Origin of the sequence: Paraburkholderia sp. (genome assembly GCF_035948235.1) — a bacterium.
Taxonomy (GTDB): Bacteria; Pseudomonadota; Gammaproteobacteria; order Burkholderiales; family Burkholderiaceae; genus Paraburkholderia.
The window spans coordinates 36,247-49,476 of record NZ_DASZJJ010000071.1 but is presented as its reverse complement, the minus strand read 5'-3'; the positions used below and the strand labels follow the sequence as shown (position 1 = coordinate 49,476).

The 13,230-nt window shown below is 65.1% G+C and carries 12 protein-coding genes; 8 read left to right on the top strand and 4 right to left on the bottom strand.

Features of this window, described 5'->3' with window-relative positions; genetic code table 11:
- Nucleotides 1-12: 12 nt before the first annotated feature.
- The 3 genes from VG320_RS05125 to VG320_RS05115 all read right to left on the bottom strand — a co-directional run bounded on the left by VG320_RS05125 (nucleotide 13) and on the right by VG320_RS05115 (nucleotide 3,556).
- Complete coding sequence (locus VG320_RS05125) at nucleotides 13-969, bottom strand: LysR family transcriptional regulator (RefSeq protein ID WP_327199061.1); 957 nt, start codon at nucleotides 967-969, stop codon at nucleotides 13-15.
- A gap of 199 nt (nucleotides 970-1,168) precedes the next feature.
- A complete protein-coding gene (locus VG320_RS05120) occupies nucleotides 1,169-2,278 on the bottom strand; it encodes a porin (RefSeq protein WP_327199060.1) in 1,110 nt (369 codons plus the stop codon).
- Between the two features lie 603 nt (nucleotides 2,279-2,881).
- Complete coding sequence (locus VG320_RS05115) at nucleotides 2,882-3,556, bottom strand: hypothetical protein (protein WP_327199059.1); 675 nt, start codon at nucleotides 3,554-3,556, stop codon at nucleotides 2,882-2,884.
- 482 nt (nucleotides 3,557-4,038) lie between these two features.
- Between VG320_RS05115 and VG320_RS05110 the strand changes: the two genes are divergently transcribed.
- Complete coding sequence (locus VG320_RS05110; protein WP_327199058.1) at nucleotides 4,039-5,076, top strand: bile acid:sodium symporter family protein; 1,038 nt, start codon at nucleotides 4,039-4,041, stop codon at nucleotides 5,074-5,076.
- A gap of 250 nt (nucleotides 5,077-5,326) precedes the next feature.
- Complete coding sequence (locus tag VG320_RS05105) at nucleotides 5,327-7,237, top strand: phosphodiesterase (protein ID WP_327199057.1); 1,911 nt, start codon at nucleotides 5,327-5,329, stop codon at nucleotides 7,235-7,237.
- A gap of 91 nt (nucleotides 7,238-7,328) precedes the next feature.
- On the opposite strand, the gene VG320_RS05100 is transcribed toward VG320_RS05105, so the two are convergent.
- Complete coding sequence (locus tag VG320_RS05100; protein WP_103702607.1) at nucleotides 7,329-7,484, bottom strand: DUF3309 family protein; 156 nt, start codon at nucleotides 7,482-7,484, stop codon at nucleotides 7,329-7,331.
- Nucleotides 7,485-7,719: 235 nt separating this feature from the next.
- Here VG320_RS05100 and VG320_RS05095 point away from each other — a divergent pair, with 235 nt between their 5' ends.
- The 6 genes from VG320_RS05095 (at nucleotide 7,720) to VG320_RS05070 (ending at nucleotide 13,067) form a co-directional block, all read left to right on the top strand.
- Nucleotides 7,720-8,784, top strand: coding sequence for a LacI family DNA-binding transcriptional regulator (locus VG320_RS05095; protein WP_327199056.1), 1,065 nt, complete (start codon nucleotides 7,720-7,722; stop codon nucleotides 8,782-8,784).
- A gap of 7 nt (nucleotides 8,785-8,791) precedes the next feature.
- Nucleotides 8,792-10,120: an AGE family epimerase/isomerase gene (locus tag VG320_RS05090; RefSeq protein ID WP_327199055.1), complete on the top strand. Its 1,329-nt coding sequence runs from the start codon at nucleotides 8,792-8,794 to the stop codon at nucleotides 10,118-10,120.
- Nucleotides 10,121-10,161: 41 nt separating this feature from the next.
- Nucleotides 10,162-11,130, top strand: a complete 969-nt coding sequence (locus tag VG320_RS05085) for a carbohydrate kinase (protein WP_327199054.1) — start codon at nucleotides 10,162-10,164, stop codon at nucleotides 11,128-11,130.
- Nucleotides 11,131-11,279: 149 nt separating this feature from the next.
- Nucleotides 11,280-11,501 (top strand): hypothetical protein, encoded by a 222-nt coding sequence (locus VG320_RS05080; protein ID WP_183722185.1) that lies wholly within the window; start codon nucleotides 11,280-11,282, stop codon nucleotides 11,499-11,501.
- A 145-nt stretch (nucleotides 11,502-11,646) separates the two neighbouring features.
- Entirely contained in the window at nucleotides 11,647-11,892 is a 246-nt protein-coding gene (locus VG320_RS05075) for a hypothetical protein (RefSeq protein ID WP_327199053.1), read from the top strand.
- Between the two features lie 143 nt (nucleotides 11,893-12,035).
- A complete protein-coding gene (locus tag VG320_RS05070; RefSeq protein ID WP_327199052.1) occupies nucleotides 12,036-13,067 on the top strand; it encodes an ion channel in 1,032 nt (343 codons plus the stop codon).
- Nucleotides 13,068-13,230 lie beyond the last annotated feature (163 nt).

Sequence of the window (13,230 nt, the reverse complement as noted above, 5' to 3'; positions counted from 1 at the left end):
GCTTAAGAAGCCTTAAGCCTTGACGCGCTGCGCGGCCCGCGCCGCCAGCGCTCGGATTTCGTCGGCGTTCGGCCAGAGCGCGCGCTCGCCAAAGCGCGCGGCGAGAAAGTCCACGAACGAACGCACCTTGGCCGACAGATGGCGGCGGCTCGCGTAGACGGCGTAGATGGGCAGCTCGCGCGGCGGCAGCGCATCGACGAGCAGCGGCACGAGACGTCCTTCGGCAATATCGTCGCCGATCACTTCCGTGCCGAGCATCGACAGCCCGCCGCCCTGCAGCACCACCACGCGCAGCGCTTCCAGGTGATTGACGATCAGATTGCCGCCGGGCTTCGGGCGCGCGCCCGCTTCCGAGAATGGCGCGAGTTCCGCCGCCGAAGCCCCCGCGTAGTGCACGAACTTGTGGTTCGCGAGATCGGCGACCGACTTCGGCACGCCATGGCGGCGCAAATAATCCGGCGAGGCGCACAGCACGATATGCGCGGTTGCCAGCGGCCGCGCGATCAGCGACGACGACTTCAGGCCCGAAGGCGAGGCGCGAATCGCCACATCGAAGCCTTCGTCGATCAGTTCGACCACGCGGTCCGACAGCGTGATATCGACGGTCACCTGCGGGAAGTCAGCCGCATAGTCGGCCACCGCGCCCATCACGTGACGCAGCCCGAAAGCCGTCAGCGACGACACCCGCAGCCGCCCTTGCGGCACCACGCTCGCGGCGCCCACGGCCTGGCCGGCTTCGTCGAGTTCGGTGAGCGCCTGGGCGACGCGCTCGTAGTATTCGCGGCCCGCTTCGGTGGGCGCGACGCGGCGCGTCGTGCGGTTCAACAGACGCGCGCCGAGTTGCTGCTCGAGGTGCATCACGTGTTTGCTGGCCATGGCCGCGGACATGCCCATCCGTTCGGCCGCCGCGACGAAGCTTCCCGCTTCCACCACTTGCCGGAAAACTTTCATGCTGACGAGGGTATCCATCGCGCTGCTCTTCGCTCTTATCGGTGCATCAGATTCAGGAAACAATCCGCGTTATTGTGCGCGCTTTATCAATTCCTGGTAGCCAAACGCGCAGCGGCGCGGCTTTCCGGGCCTTTCCCCGATTGCACTGGCGCGCAAAAGAAAAAACCCCGCGCTGCAAGCAGCACGGGGTTTTGAGCGGCAAACCGGCAGCGCGTTTTTAGAACTTCGCGCGCAGGCCCACGCCGTAGGTCATGCCCGTCGACATGTTGTCGTAGTGGTCGTACATGTACGCCGCGTAGAGGTCGGTGCGCTTGGACAGCGGGTAGTCGTAGCCGACGGCAGCCGTGTTGTGCGTCTGGTTCAGGCCGCCGCTGTCGCGCGAGTACGCGTACGACGCCATCACCGTGCCCGGGCCCACCGGCACCGACACGCCGCCTTGCGCCGTATTGACGTGCCAGCTGTTGATGTCGCTGTTGTTGTTCGTGTACATGTACTGGCCGAAGAACTTCACGTACTTCAGGTCATACGACAGGCCGACTTGCGCGACGCCCTGGCTGCGCAGACCGACGACGGTCGTGTCGCCGCTCACGATGCTGCCGATGTCGCCCGGCGAGTTGTTGAAGTTCACGTACTGATAAACCGCGGTCGCCGCGAACGGGCCGTGGAAGTACAGCGCCTGGGCGCTCCACTTCTTCTTGCCGTTTTCACCCGCCTGGTTGCCGAGCGCGTACATCACCGAGCCCGACAGGCCGTTGAAGTTCGGCGTCGAGTACTGGACCGCGTTGTTCCAGCCCGAATCGCCCACCACGCCCTGGTCGGTCGTGTAGGTCGGGAAGGTCGAGAGGCCGAGGTACACGTGGTACACCATCGGCGAGAAGGTGTACGAATCGATGAACGGGTTGAACAGAATCGTCGACACGAACAGCTGCGTGGTCAGGCGGCCCGCCGTCACCGTACCGTAGGGCGATTCGATACCCACGTACGAGTTACGCGCGAAGAAGGTGTCGCCCGAGAAGCGTCCGTACTGGCCGTTCTGCGCGCGGAAGAAGCTTTCCAGCGTGAAGATGGCCTTGTAGCCGCCGCCCAGATCCTCGGAGCCCTTCAAGCCCCAGTAGGACGTGGACATACCGCCGCCGCCGACATTCCATGCGGTCTGGCTGCCAGGAAAGCGCGTGGCGCCGACCCACTCGTCGACCTGACCGTAGAGCTGCACGCTCGACTGCGCAAAGGCCGACGACGAAGCGGCGGCGAGCAAGGCGGCAATGGCGCCGGCCTTGAGAGTCGTACGCAGCGGTGAGCGCAGCGCGCGGCTGACGGCTGTATTCATGGGTTCTCCTGTCTTTGTCAAAAAATGGTGTGACTGGCGGCTGTGGCGCTCGCGCAAACCGTTTGTTTTTTCGTCGTTCGCAGGCGTGGCCGTTCTGGGCGGGACCATCTTCGCGAACCATTTTCATGGACAAAAATATCGGTTGTTATCGCCGGTATATCGGCCCGATTAGTTTGTTGTCCGCAAAATCTGTCGAGAGCGATTCCGCAGCTCTTTTTGCTGCGTTGCGGCACGAGCGACGTTGGGCTTGTAGCCCGCGTGGACGGGGCTTCTGCCCGGCTTTCGCGCAATCCGGCGAGGCCGTTGACGCACCGCCACAGCGCAGTCAGGATTTGATGACGAAAGGGTTCTGTATGACGAGTGATTTCCAAAAAAGTGTGGTATCCACGCGTCAGTCTGGAGGCGAAAATTGGCGTGCCGCAAGAAACGGGCAACTCAGAGGATTTTGAAGCGGCAGAGTGACGCAGAAGAGCGTCGCGGGAGAAAGATGCGCAAAGGAGTGGCTGGGCTGCTCACAGGCGAGTGATTTTCGGCGAACGCGCGATCACGCTGCAGTGCAGCATCGCCTTCGACTAGATTCGTCTACGCGTGCGAGAGGGGCCGTTAGTTTCGATACGGCGAGGGCATGGGCGGACGCGGAACGTCTCCGCCGCCACGCTGGAAGGGGCGGAAGGCGCCACGCTCTTCGTTGTAGCGGGCCACGTCTTCGCGGATCGAACCGGCGCGCACCGGCGAGTCGGCCGGCGGGTGTGGCACCTGGCGCGTTTCCGCGCTGACCGGCTGGATCGGGCCGCGATAGCCGCCAAAGCCGTTGCCGTAGGGGTTGCTGTTAAAGCCGGGCGTTTCGTGGCGCTCAGCCTGACGGTCGCCGCCGGGCGCGCCGCGCTCGCGCCAGCCGCCCTGGTCGGCCACGCGCATGGGCGCGGGGGCGTTGCGTCGTTGGCTTGCGCCGACCTGAATGCCGCTGCCGGAATGGCCACCGCCGCCCCAGCGCATGGGCGACGCTTCACGCATTATCGGCGCGCGGCCGAAACCGCCGCCACCGCCGTGAAAACCGCCGCCGTGAGGCGCAAACGAGGGCTGGGCATAGGCGAGCGCACAGAGGACCGCGAAACCGGCCCCCAGCATCCACTGTCCCATCCGTAACAACCCTGCGCGCATTATGTCGATCACCTGCCCGACGATCCGCATGACCATCCGCCATTCGGGCCATGGCGGATCAGTTCCCGGAAAACGTGCACTGCAGGGTGTAACGATTGCCACCACAACGTTCTGCACGCTTCCTTGACGGTAATTTATGGGTGCCCGCCCAGGGTGTCGAGCCAAAAAGTGTTATGCCCTCGGAAGGGTTGTAACACCATGTTACTGCACGATTTTTCGGGTTTTGGAGGGTTGTCGGACGGGCCTGTTTCGTGCTGTTTCCGCCCGTGTTGGGCCTGTATTGGCGCGGCTTCTCCGCGTACCCTAACCGGCATGTTTCGTCGTACTTGAGAAGCGGTCTTTTGCATGACGAACGAGCGAACAAACGGTAATCCAGTCGCTGTGCAAACGCGTTGTGACACCCGCCCCGTCATGCGCAGTACTCATTAATCGATGTTTCGAATGAATTTGCATTTTCAATGAGCTTGCGCCGACAATAGGGCTTTCCCGGTGTTGTCTGATAAAGGCATCCCGATGACCCGCCGTGGCGCGTCCCACGACGCGCACCGCCAGGCGCCCACGCGTCGATAAATGTCGATACGCGCACTTGAGATTGTCCGATGGCACGTCCGAAATTCCTGCCCGATAACTTCACGCTCTGCCTCGTCGGCACCGTCATTCTTGCGAGCCTCTTGCCGGTGCACGGTCAGGCCGCGACCGCGTTCAACTGGCTGACCAATATCGCCGTCGGGCTGCTGTTCTTCCTGCACGGCGCCAAGCTCTCACGCGAAGCGATCGTGGCGGGCGCCACACACTGGCGGCTGCATCTGGTCGTGCTGGCCAGCACCTTCGTCCTCTTCCCGGTGCTGGGGCTTGCACTCAAGCCGGTGCTCTCGCCGCTCGTCACGCCTGCGCTCTATATGGGTGTGCTGTTCCTCTGCACGCTGCCTTCAACCGTGCAGTCGTCCATCGCCTTCACCTCGATTGCGCGCGGCAACGTGCCCGCGGCCGTGTGCAGCGCATCGGCGTCGAGCCTGATTGGCATCTTCGTCACACCCGCGCTGGTGAGCCTCGTGGTGACCAACCAGACGGCCGGCGGCAGCTCGGCGTGGCACACGGTCTGGAACATCGTGTTGCAACTGCTCGTGCCGTTCGTCGCGGGTCAATTGCTGCGTCCGGTGATTGGCGGCTGGATCGAGCGCAATCGCGGCGTGCTCAAATTCGTCGATCAGGGCTCGATCCTGTTCGTGGTGTACGGCGCGTTTTCCGAGGCGATCAACGAAGGGCTCTGGCATCACACGCCGCTCGCGGCGCTGGGCGGCCTCCTGATCGTCAACGCCGTGCTGCTCGCGCTGGCGCTGGGCATCACGATCTACACGAGCAAAAAGCTCGGCTTCTCGCGCCCCGACCAGATCACGATCATTTTCTGCGGCTCGAAGAAGAGCCTGGCGGCCGGCGTGCCGATGGCGAAGGTGATCTTCGCGTCGAACGCCGTCGGCGCGGTCGTGCTGCCGCTCATGCTGTTCCACCAGATCCAGCTAATGGTGTGCGCGGCGCTGGCGCAGCGTTGGGGCGCGCGCGACATGAGCGCGGAACGCGCCGCCGTTGCCGGCGACGAATCGCAAAACGAATCACGCCCGGCGGCAGCGCGCCGATAAGTCTTCGCAGTTCAGTCGTCACATCTCTCGCGGGGAACCGGCTCTTCACGGTTCCCCCACTCCCCCGCCTGCGTCCCCTCCTCCTGCCGGTCCGTCGTTTGTAGAACGCATACAAACAACAGCAAACAATCGCGCAAACGTTGCCCTACCCACCGCGCACCATTTTTCGTCGAACTGTCATTAAAAGTTCATTTAATTGTCCGACGCTGCTGCCGATATTCCCGTCGTTAAAGCCATCCTGGCTCTATCCATGTCAGCACGTGCGTCCACGCCGTCCGCCCCAACGATCGCCGGGGGCGACTTGCCCTCGACCGGCATCGAGGCCTTGATCGCCCAACGCCAGTTGCGCGCCGTCTTCCAGCCGATCGTCGATTTCGACGATGGCGCGATCCTCGGTTACGAGGGCCTCATTCGCGGTCCGGCCGGCTCGCCGCTCGAGTCGCCCGCCGCGCTGTTCGCGCACGCAGCCGAAGCGGGCTGCACGACGGCGCTCGAGCGCGCCGCCGCCGAAGCCTGCATCGACGCGTTCAACCAGCTCGGCTGCAACGGCAAGCTGTTCCTGAACTTCAGCGCGAACGCGCTGTGCCAGTTGGCCAGCACGGGCGTGGAGACGCTGTTCGCGCACATCGACGCCCGGCGCGTCGTGATCGAGCTGACCGAGCAAAGCGCGATCGCCGACCTACGCGATTTCGCGCCCGTGGTGGCGGCCCTGCGCGCAGCGGGCGCCCAGTTCGCGCTCGACGATTACGGCAGCGCCAATGCCAGCATGAACGTGTGGGTGCAGTTGCAACCCGACGTCGTGAAGATCGACCGCTTTTTCATCCAGGACATCGCCAACACCGCGCTCAAGTTCGAGGCTGTGCGCGCCATGCAGCATTTCGCGCAGGCAAGCGGCGCGCGCCTCGTGGCCGAAGGCATCGAAAACGAGGCCGATCTGCTGGTGCTGCGCGACATGGGCATCGAAAGCGGCCAGGGCTTCTTCCTCGGCCGCCCCGACGCACAGCCGCCGCGCAAGCTCGACGAGCGCACGCGCGCCGCGATCAGCGCGCAGCACATCGCCGTGTTTCCCGAAGTCACGCGCAACAGCGGCGCAGGCGCCGCCGGCAGCGCGCCGGCGCAGAAAATGATGGTGCACGCGCCCGCGATGCCGCGCCGCGCGACCAATAACGACGTGCTCGACCTCTTCACCCGTATGCCCGATCTGCACGCGGTAGCGGTGATCGAAGGGGAAACGCCCGTCGCGCTCATCAACCGTCGCGCGTTCATGGACCGCTACGCGCTGCCCTATCACCGCGAGTTGTTCGGCAAGAAAGCCTGCCTGCAGTTCGCCAATGCGCAGCCGGTGCTGATCGAACAATCGATGAGCGTCGAGCAGATGGCGGCGCTGCTCGCGAGCGACGATCAGCGCTATCTGGCCGATGGTTTCGTCATCACCGACAACGGCCGTTACGCGGGACTCGGCACCGGCGAGAGTCTGGTGCGTGCGGTCACCGAGGTGCGCATCCAGGCCGCGCGTTACGCGAATCCGCTCACCTTTTTGCCGGGCAATATCCCGATCAGCTCGCATATCGAGCGGCTGCTCTCGCACGACGCGGGCTTTCACGCCTGCTACGTCGATCTCAACCAGTTCAAGCCGTTCAACGATCAATACGGCTACTGGCAGGGCGACGAGGTGTTGAAGTTTGCGGCCCAGGTGCTGGCCGACGCGTGCGACCCCACGCGCGACTTTCTCGGCCACGTGGGCGGCGACGACTTCCTGATCCTGTTCCAGAGCGAGACGTGGCATGAGCGCGCGAGCCGCGCCATCGAGACGTTCAACGCGGGCGCGCTACGCTTTTATGCGGCCGCCGACCGGCTCGCGGGCGGCATCCACGGCGAAGACCGCCAGGGTCACCCCACCTTTTTCGGCTTTGTGACGATGGCGATTGGCTGCGTGCATATCGCGCCAGGCGAAGGCGCGCGGCACGGCAGCGAAGCGATCGCGTCACTGGCCGCCATCGCCAAACGGCGCGCCAAGCAGGAAGCGACGGGACTCGTGGTCATCGACAGCGGCGACAGCGCCGAACTGCTGCCCGCGCTGTCACATGGATCGCACGGATCGCACGGTGCCGTCTACGCCGAAGCCCAGCTCGCCATCCCCGCCGCGTCAACGCACGCATAACGCCGCGGTTTCAACGCGCAAAAAAAAGGCCGACGCGAATCACTGGGCGTCGGCCTTTTTCGTTTTCTGCTCCGAGGTGTGGTTATTCCGGCTAGATCGTCCCCATCAACACGAGCACGACCACGACGATGACGACGACCCCAAGCGTGCCCGACGGTGCATAACCCCACGAGCGGCTGTGAGGCCACGCAGGAAAAGCGCCGATCAGCAGCAGGATCAGAATCACCAGAAGCAAGGTGCCGAGCATGATGCCTCCGTACGGTTCGAATGATGACCCGAGTCGTAGCGCAATCAGCGTTCCCGGCAATTCTGTTTAGCTAGTTTTACTAAACACGTAAATTTACGTTTATTCGAGCAATTACGGGTATTTACGGGGGTTTTCTGGCTGGACGCAACGTTGTTCGCCTGTGTTTTTACTATACAATCGCCGCAAAGCTGACCATGACGCTTGCAGGTTCACCTTGCAGCCGAAAACAGGAACCATGGGGACAACCATCCGCGACGTCGCGCAGGCCGCCAACGTGTCGATCGGCACAGTGTCGCGCGCGCTCAAAAACCAGCCGGGCCTTTCCGAGGCCACGCGCACGCGCATCGTCGAAGTCGCGCGCTCGCTGGGCTATGACAGCGCGCAACTGCGTCCACGCATTCGCCGCCTCACCTTCCTGCTGCATCGTCAGCACAACAATTTCTCCGCCAGCCCGTTCTTCTCGCACGTCCTGCACGGCGTCGAGGAAGCCTGCCGCGAACACGCCATCGTGCCCGCGCTGCTCACCGCCGGTCCCGCCGACGACACCATCCAGCAACTGCGCCTGCACGCGCCCGACGCCATCGCCGTGGCGGGCTTCGTCGAGCCCGAAACCCTTAACGCGCTGGTCGCGCTGCAACGCCCGCTGGTGTTGATCGACCTGTGGGCGGCGGGCCTGCGCTCGGTGAACATCGACAACGCCGCGGGCGCCGCGCTCGCCATGCACCATCTGTTCGGCCTGGGACGGCGGCGCGTGGCGTTTATCGGCGGTTCGCTCGCGCACTACAGCATCGCGCAGCGCGCACTCGGCTACCGGCGCGCCTTCTTCGAAGCCGGACTGCTGTTCGATCCGTCGCTGGAGATGACCATCGACGGCGGGCTCGATCCCGACACCGGCGCCACGCAGGCGATGCAGCGCCTGCTCAACACGGCGCGTGCGCGCGGCGACACGCCGCCCGACGCCGTGTTCGCCTACAACGACGCCGCCGCGCTCGCAGCCATACGCGTGTGCCTGGCAAGCGGCCTGCGCGTGCCCGAGGACGTGGCGATCATCGGCTTCGACGATATCGCGGGTGCCTCGCATGCGGCGCCTGCGCTCTCCACCATCGCCGTGGACAAGGAAGCGCTCGGGCGGCGCGGCGTGGAACTGCTGCTCGAAGAAACGCCCGCAACGCCGGAAATCGTGCTGCCCGTGCGGTTGATCGCCCGCGCGAGCACCGCCGCCAACCTGAACGATGCGAACGCGCCCGCCGCGCCGGCCCTGGCGCCCCAGGCGCTCGCCACCCAAGCCCAGTCAACCTGAGATAGCCATGACGAAGCCCATCGACACTCATCAAACCAACGACGGCAGCGCCACGACCAGCGCGCCCGCCGTGGCGAGCTTTCGCGACCGCGCGTTCCTGCTAGGCCATATCGAGGACACGCTGCGTTTCTACGCGCCCAACGTGTACGACGCCTCGGGCGGCTTCTTCCACTACTTCCGCGACGACGGCTCGATCTACAACGCGCATTCGCGCCATCTGGTGAGCAGCTGCCGCTTCGTCTTCAACTACGCGATGGCGTATCGCGAAACCGGCAATCCGCAGCATCTGGAATACGCGCGACACGGCCTGCAGTTCCTGCGCGAGGCGCACTGGGACCCGCAGCATCAGGGCTACGACTGGGAGATCGACTGGCGCGACGGCAAGAAGCGCACGCTCGACGCCACGCGCCACTGCTACGGCCTCGCCTTCGTGCTGCTCGCGTATTCGCATGCGGCGATGGCGGGCATCGAGGAAGCGCGGCCGATGATCGGCGCGACCTTCGAGCTGATGGAACACCGCTTCTGGGACGGCGCGGCAGGCCTCTACGCCGATGAAGCAAGCGCGGACTGGATCGTCTCGAGCTATCGCGGCCAGAACGCCAACATGCACACCACGGAAGCGCTGCTCGCGGCCTATGAGGCGAGCGGCCACCTCGTCTATCTGGACCGCGCGGAACGTGTGGCGTCGAACATCACGCTGCGCCAGGCGAAGCTTTCGCAGGGTCTCGTGTGGGAGCACTTTCACGCCGACTGGTCGGTGGACTGGCACTACAACGAAGAGGACAGCTCGAACATCTTCCGTCCGTGGGGTTTCCAGCCGGGCCACCAGACCGAATGGGCCAAGCTGCTGCTGATTCTTGAGCGCCACCGCCCGCTGCCGTGGCTTTTGCCGCGCGCGATCGAACTGTTCGACGCCGCCATGGCGCGCGCCTGGGACAACGATCACGGCGGCCTCTACTACGGCTTCGGCCCGGACGGCACGGTCTGCGACCACGACAAATACTTCTGGGTGCAGGCCGAAACCTTCGCCACCGCCGCGCTGCTCGGCAAGCGCACCGGCAACGAGCGTTTCTGGGACTGGTACGACGAGATCTGGCGCTATAGCTGGGCGCATTTCGTCGATCATCGCTATGGCGCGTGGTATCGCATTCTCACTTGCGACAACCGCAAATACAGCGACGAGAAGAGCCCCGCGGGCAAGACCGACTATCACACCATGGGCGCGTGCTACGAAGCGCTCAACGCGCTGCCTGGACGCGGCATGGCGCCGATCATCGGACGCGAAGCCGCCGATGAACCCGAGGCGCGCGCCAACGGCACCGACGGCGGCGTCTGAAGCGCCCACGCACGCGACAGCAAACCACGAAGGATCAAGCGATGAGCACCTGCAGCACTGGCCCTGACTTCTCTTCCGGCTTTCCCGCGTTCATCTCGGCGGGCGACATCCTCACCGATCTCGTGCGCGGCGCCGCGCCTGAAGGTGCCGCGGGCGCCTCGGGCATGGACTCGCACTGGCGCGCCCATCCCGGCGGCGCGGGCTGGAACGTCGCGCGCGCGGTCGCGCGCCTGGGCCTGCCCACGGCCTGCGCGGGCGCGCTCGGCACCGACAACTTCTCCGACGAGCTCTGGAACGCCAGCGTCGCCGCCGGCCTTGACATGCGTTTCATGCAGCGCGTCGAACGCGCGCCGCTGCTGGCGATCGTGCATCAGACGCATCCTCCCGCGTACTACTTCATCGGCGACAACAGCGCCGATCTCGCCTTCGATCCCGCGACGCTGCCCGAAGGCTGGCGCGCGCACGCGAAGTGGGCGCACTTCGGCTGCATCAGCCTCGTGCGCCAGCCGCTGGGCGAAACGCTCGCGACGCTCGCCGCCGAGCTGCGCGCGCAAGGCGTGAAGATCAGCTTCGACCCGAACTACCGCAACCTGATGGCGCACGGCTACGAGCCGATCCTGCACCGCATGGCCGCGCTCGCCGATCTCATCAAGGTCTCCGACGAAGACCTGCGCATGCTGTTCGCCGACAAAAGCGAGCCGGACGCCATCGCCGCGATGCGCGCGCTGAACCCGGCCGCGACGCTGCTGGTCACGCGCGGCGCGCAGGCCGCGACGCTGTACGTGGGCGACGAGGTGTTCGAGGCCGCGCCGCCGCGCGTCGAAGTCGCCGACACCGTGGGCGCGGGCGACGCCTCCATCGGCGGGCTGCTGTTCAGCCTGATGAGCACGCCGCAGCGCAACTGGGCGCAGCATCTGGCGTTCGCCCTTGCAGCGGGCGCAGCCGCGTGCCGCCGCCCCGGCGCGCATTCGCCGACGCTCGACGAAGTCGTCGCGCTGATCGCCGATTAAGCGCGAGCGAGGGGCGTTCAGGCGCGCTTCGGGCGCGCGCCGTGCGCTGTCATCGCTGACATGAAAGCGCCGCGCCAGCGTCACGAGCGTGTCCCGCAGCCGCACGATCTACGTGCTAGCATGAGTTTTCCTTGCGCGAGGAGCAGGCTATGGAAGACGTCAGCTACACGAAGGGGATCTACACGGCGGTCGCCTCGGTGCGGCCCATGAACGCCGGGCAGTATCAGGGCCTGGTGTCGCTTGCGCGCGACGACGGCGAGGAGCTGGAAAACGCCCTCTACGAAGTCGATGCGGCCTCGGGCACGCCGGAAGAAGCGCTGGAGGAAGCCAAGGCGCTCGCGCATCGCCTTCTCGGCGAACTGGAGCTGTGAGGCGCAAGCTGTGGTGTTTTCCTGCATGAATGCGCGCGGGTCGGCGATCCCGTCCCTCGCGCCAGTCCCGGGCCGCGCGTTTCACTCCGCGTTTGAACCCATCGGGCGCGCGGCATAGTCAGGCAATCACGGTCAGGAGGCCATCATGACCGAGCAACTTTTCCTCTACGGCGTCTACGCCATTCACGTCCATCCGCTCGAACTGCAGGGCGCGCGCTGGGACGCCGAATATCAGATCACGCATCGCGACACGCCCGTCCAGCCGTGGATCACGATTGGCGGCAGCAGTGGCTTTCCGCAGAGCGCCGAAGCCATCGACGCCGCGCGCCGCCAGGCAATCGCCGACATCGATCATGGCGCGGGCATTCCCCGACCGCGCGCGTTTCCGTGATCGCTGGCGCCGCATAAAAGTCGTTCTGACGCCGCAAAAAAAGCCATCCGGATGTGGCGCAGCAAGGCTGCGCGAGCGTGCGCTTGTCCCGCTGCATCGGCATTGCTACGCTTGCGGGCATTCGACCCCGCAGCAGGACTGCCATGACATCCGAAACGCCGGAGCGCGGCGCGCGCGAGCCCCTCGCCGCTAAAGCCAGCAACGCAGCACCCGCCGACGCACCGCCCGAAGCCGCCTCGGACGCGCTCACCCAACCCGCCGCGCCAAAGTCCACCAGGGCCCGCCCACGCGGCGCGCGCAAGGTGCGCATCGGTTCGCGCGATGTATTCGTCTACGGCATGCCGGTGCAGACCTGGCGCGACTTCTATCACTTCGCGCTGACGATGCGCTGGCCAACGTTTTTCGCCTCGCTGGCCGGCCTGTTCCTGGTGCTCAACGCGCTGTTCGCCTGCCTCTATCAGCTTGGCACCGCACCCATCGCCAACCAGTTTCCGCATGGCTTCATGGGTGCGTTCTTCTTCAGCGTCGAAACCCTCGCGACGGTTGGCTACGGCGACATGCATCCGCAAACCGTATACGCGCACCTGGTCGCCACGCTTGAGATCTTCGTCGGGATGTCGGGCGTTGCGTTGGCAACGGGCCTCGTGTTCGCGCGCTTCTCGCGCCCGCGCGCGATGATCTGGTTCGCGCGCCAGGCCGTCGTGCATCCGCTCGAAGGCCAAATGACGCTGATGGTGCGCGCCGCCAACGCGCGCCAGAACGTGATCGCGGAAGCCTACGCAAAACTGCGCCTGATCCGCATCGAGACGACCTCCGACGGCTACACCGCACGGCGCATCTACGACCTCGATCTGGTGCGCGCGGAGCATCCGCTCTTCACGCTCGGCTGGAACCTGATGCACGTGATCGACGAATCCAGCCCGCTCTACGGCGCGAGCGCCGAATCGCTCGCACGCCAGAACGCGTCGCTGCATGTGGTGATCGAAGGCTCGGACGAGTCCACCGCGCAGACCATGCAGGCGCGCCACATCTGGACCGACGCCGAGATCCGCTGGCATTACCGCTACGTCGACCTGATGACCGACACGGACGGCACCAGCGTGATGGACTACACGCACTTCCACGACGTGGTGGCGTTCGAGGACACGAAGCCTTTCGGGCCGCGCATGATCTGAACAATTCAGAGCGCCGGGCATCGCCCGCAGGAAGATCTCTCTCAAAATTGGCGAAACGTGGGTAGCCTGTCGCGCGATCAGGTGACGAGCCTGGTGAGTTAGCAAAAAATTTCCGTCATTGGCGAGAAAAAATAGAGTCTCCAACGCGTCGAACGAAACCCGA

Coding starts and splice junctions, on each gene's coding strand:
- VG320_RS05080 (WP_183722185.1), top strand. CDS start 11,280: ATGGAAGACGTCAGCTACACGAAGGGGATCTACACGGCGGTCGCCTCG.
- VG320_RS05105 (WP_327199057.1), top strand. CDS start 5,327: ATGTCAGCACGTGCGTCCACGCCGTCCGCCCCAACGATCGCCGGGGGC.
- VG320_RS05090 (WP_327199055.1), top strand. CDS start 8,792: ATGACGAAGCCCATCGACACTCATCAAACCAACGACGGCAGCGCCACG.
- VG320_RS05120 (WP_327199060.1), bottom strand. CDS start 2,278: ATGAATACAGCCGTCAGCCGCGCGCTGCGCTCACCGCTGCGTACGACT.
- VG320_RS05100 (WP_103702607.1), bottom strand. CDS start 7,484: ATGCTCGGCACCTTGCTTCTGGTGATTCTGATCCTGCTGCTGATCGGC.
- VG320_RS05085 (WP_327199054.1), top strand. CDS start 10,162: ATGAGCACCTGCAGCACTGGCCCTGACTTCTCTTCCGGCTTTCCCGCG.
- VG320_RS05110 (WP_327199058.1), top strand. CDS start 4,039: ATGGCACGTCCGAAATTCCTGCCCGATAACTTCACGCTCTGCCTCGTC.
- VG320_RS05125 (WP_327199061.1), bottom strand. CDS start 969: ATGGATACCCTCGTCAGCATGAAAGTTTTCCGGCAAGTGGTGGAAGCG.
- VG320_RS05075 (WP_327199053.1), top strand. CDS start 11,647: ATGACCGAGCAACTTTTCCTCTACGGCGTCTACGCCATTCACGTCCAT.
- VG320_RS05095 (WP_327199056.1), top strand. CDS start 7,720: ATGGGGACAACCATCCGCGACGTCGCGCAGGCCGCCAACGTGTCGATC.
- VG320_RS05070 (WP_327199052.1), top strand. CDS start 12,036: ATGACATCCGAAACGCCGGAGCGCGGCGCGCGCGAGCCCCTCGCCGCT.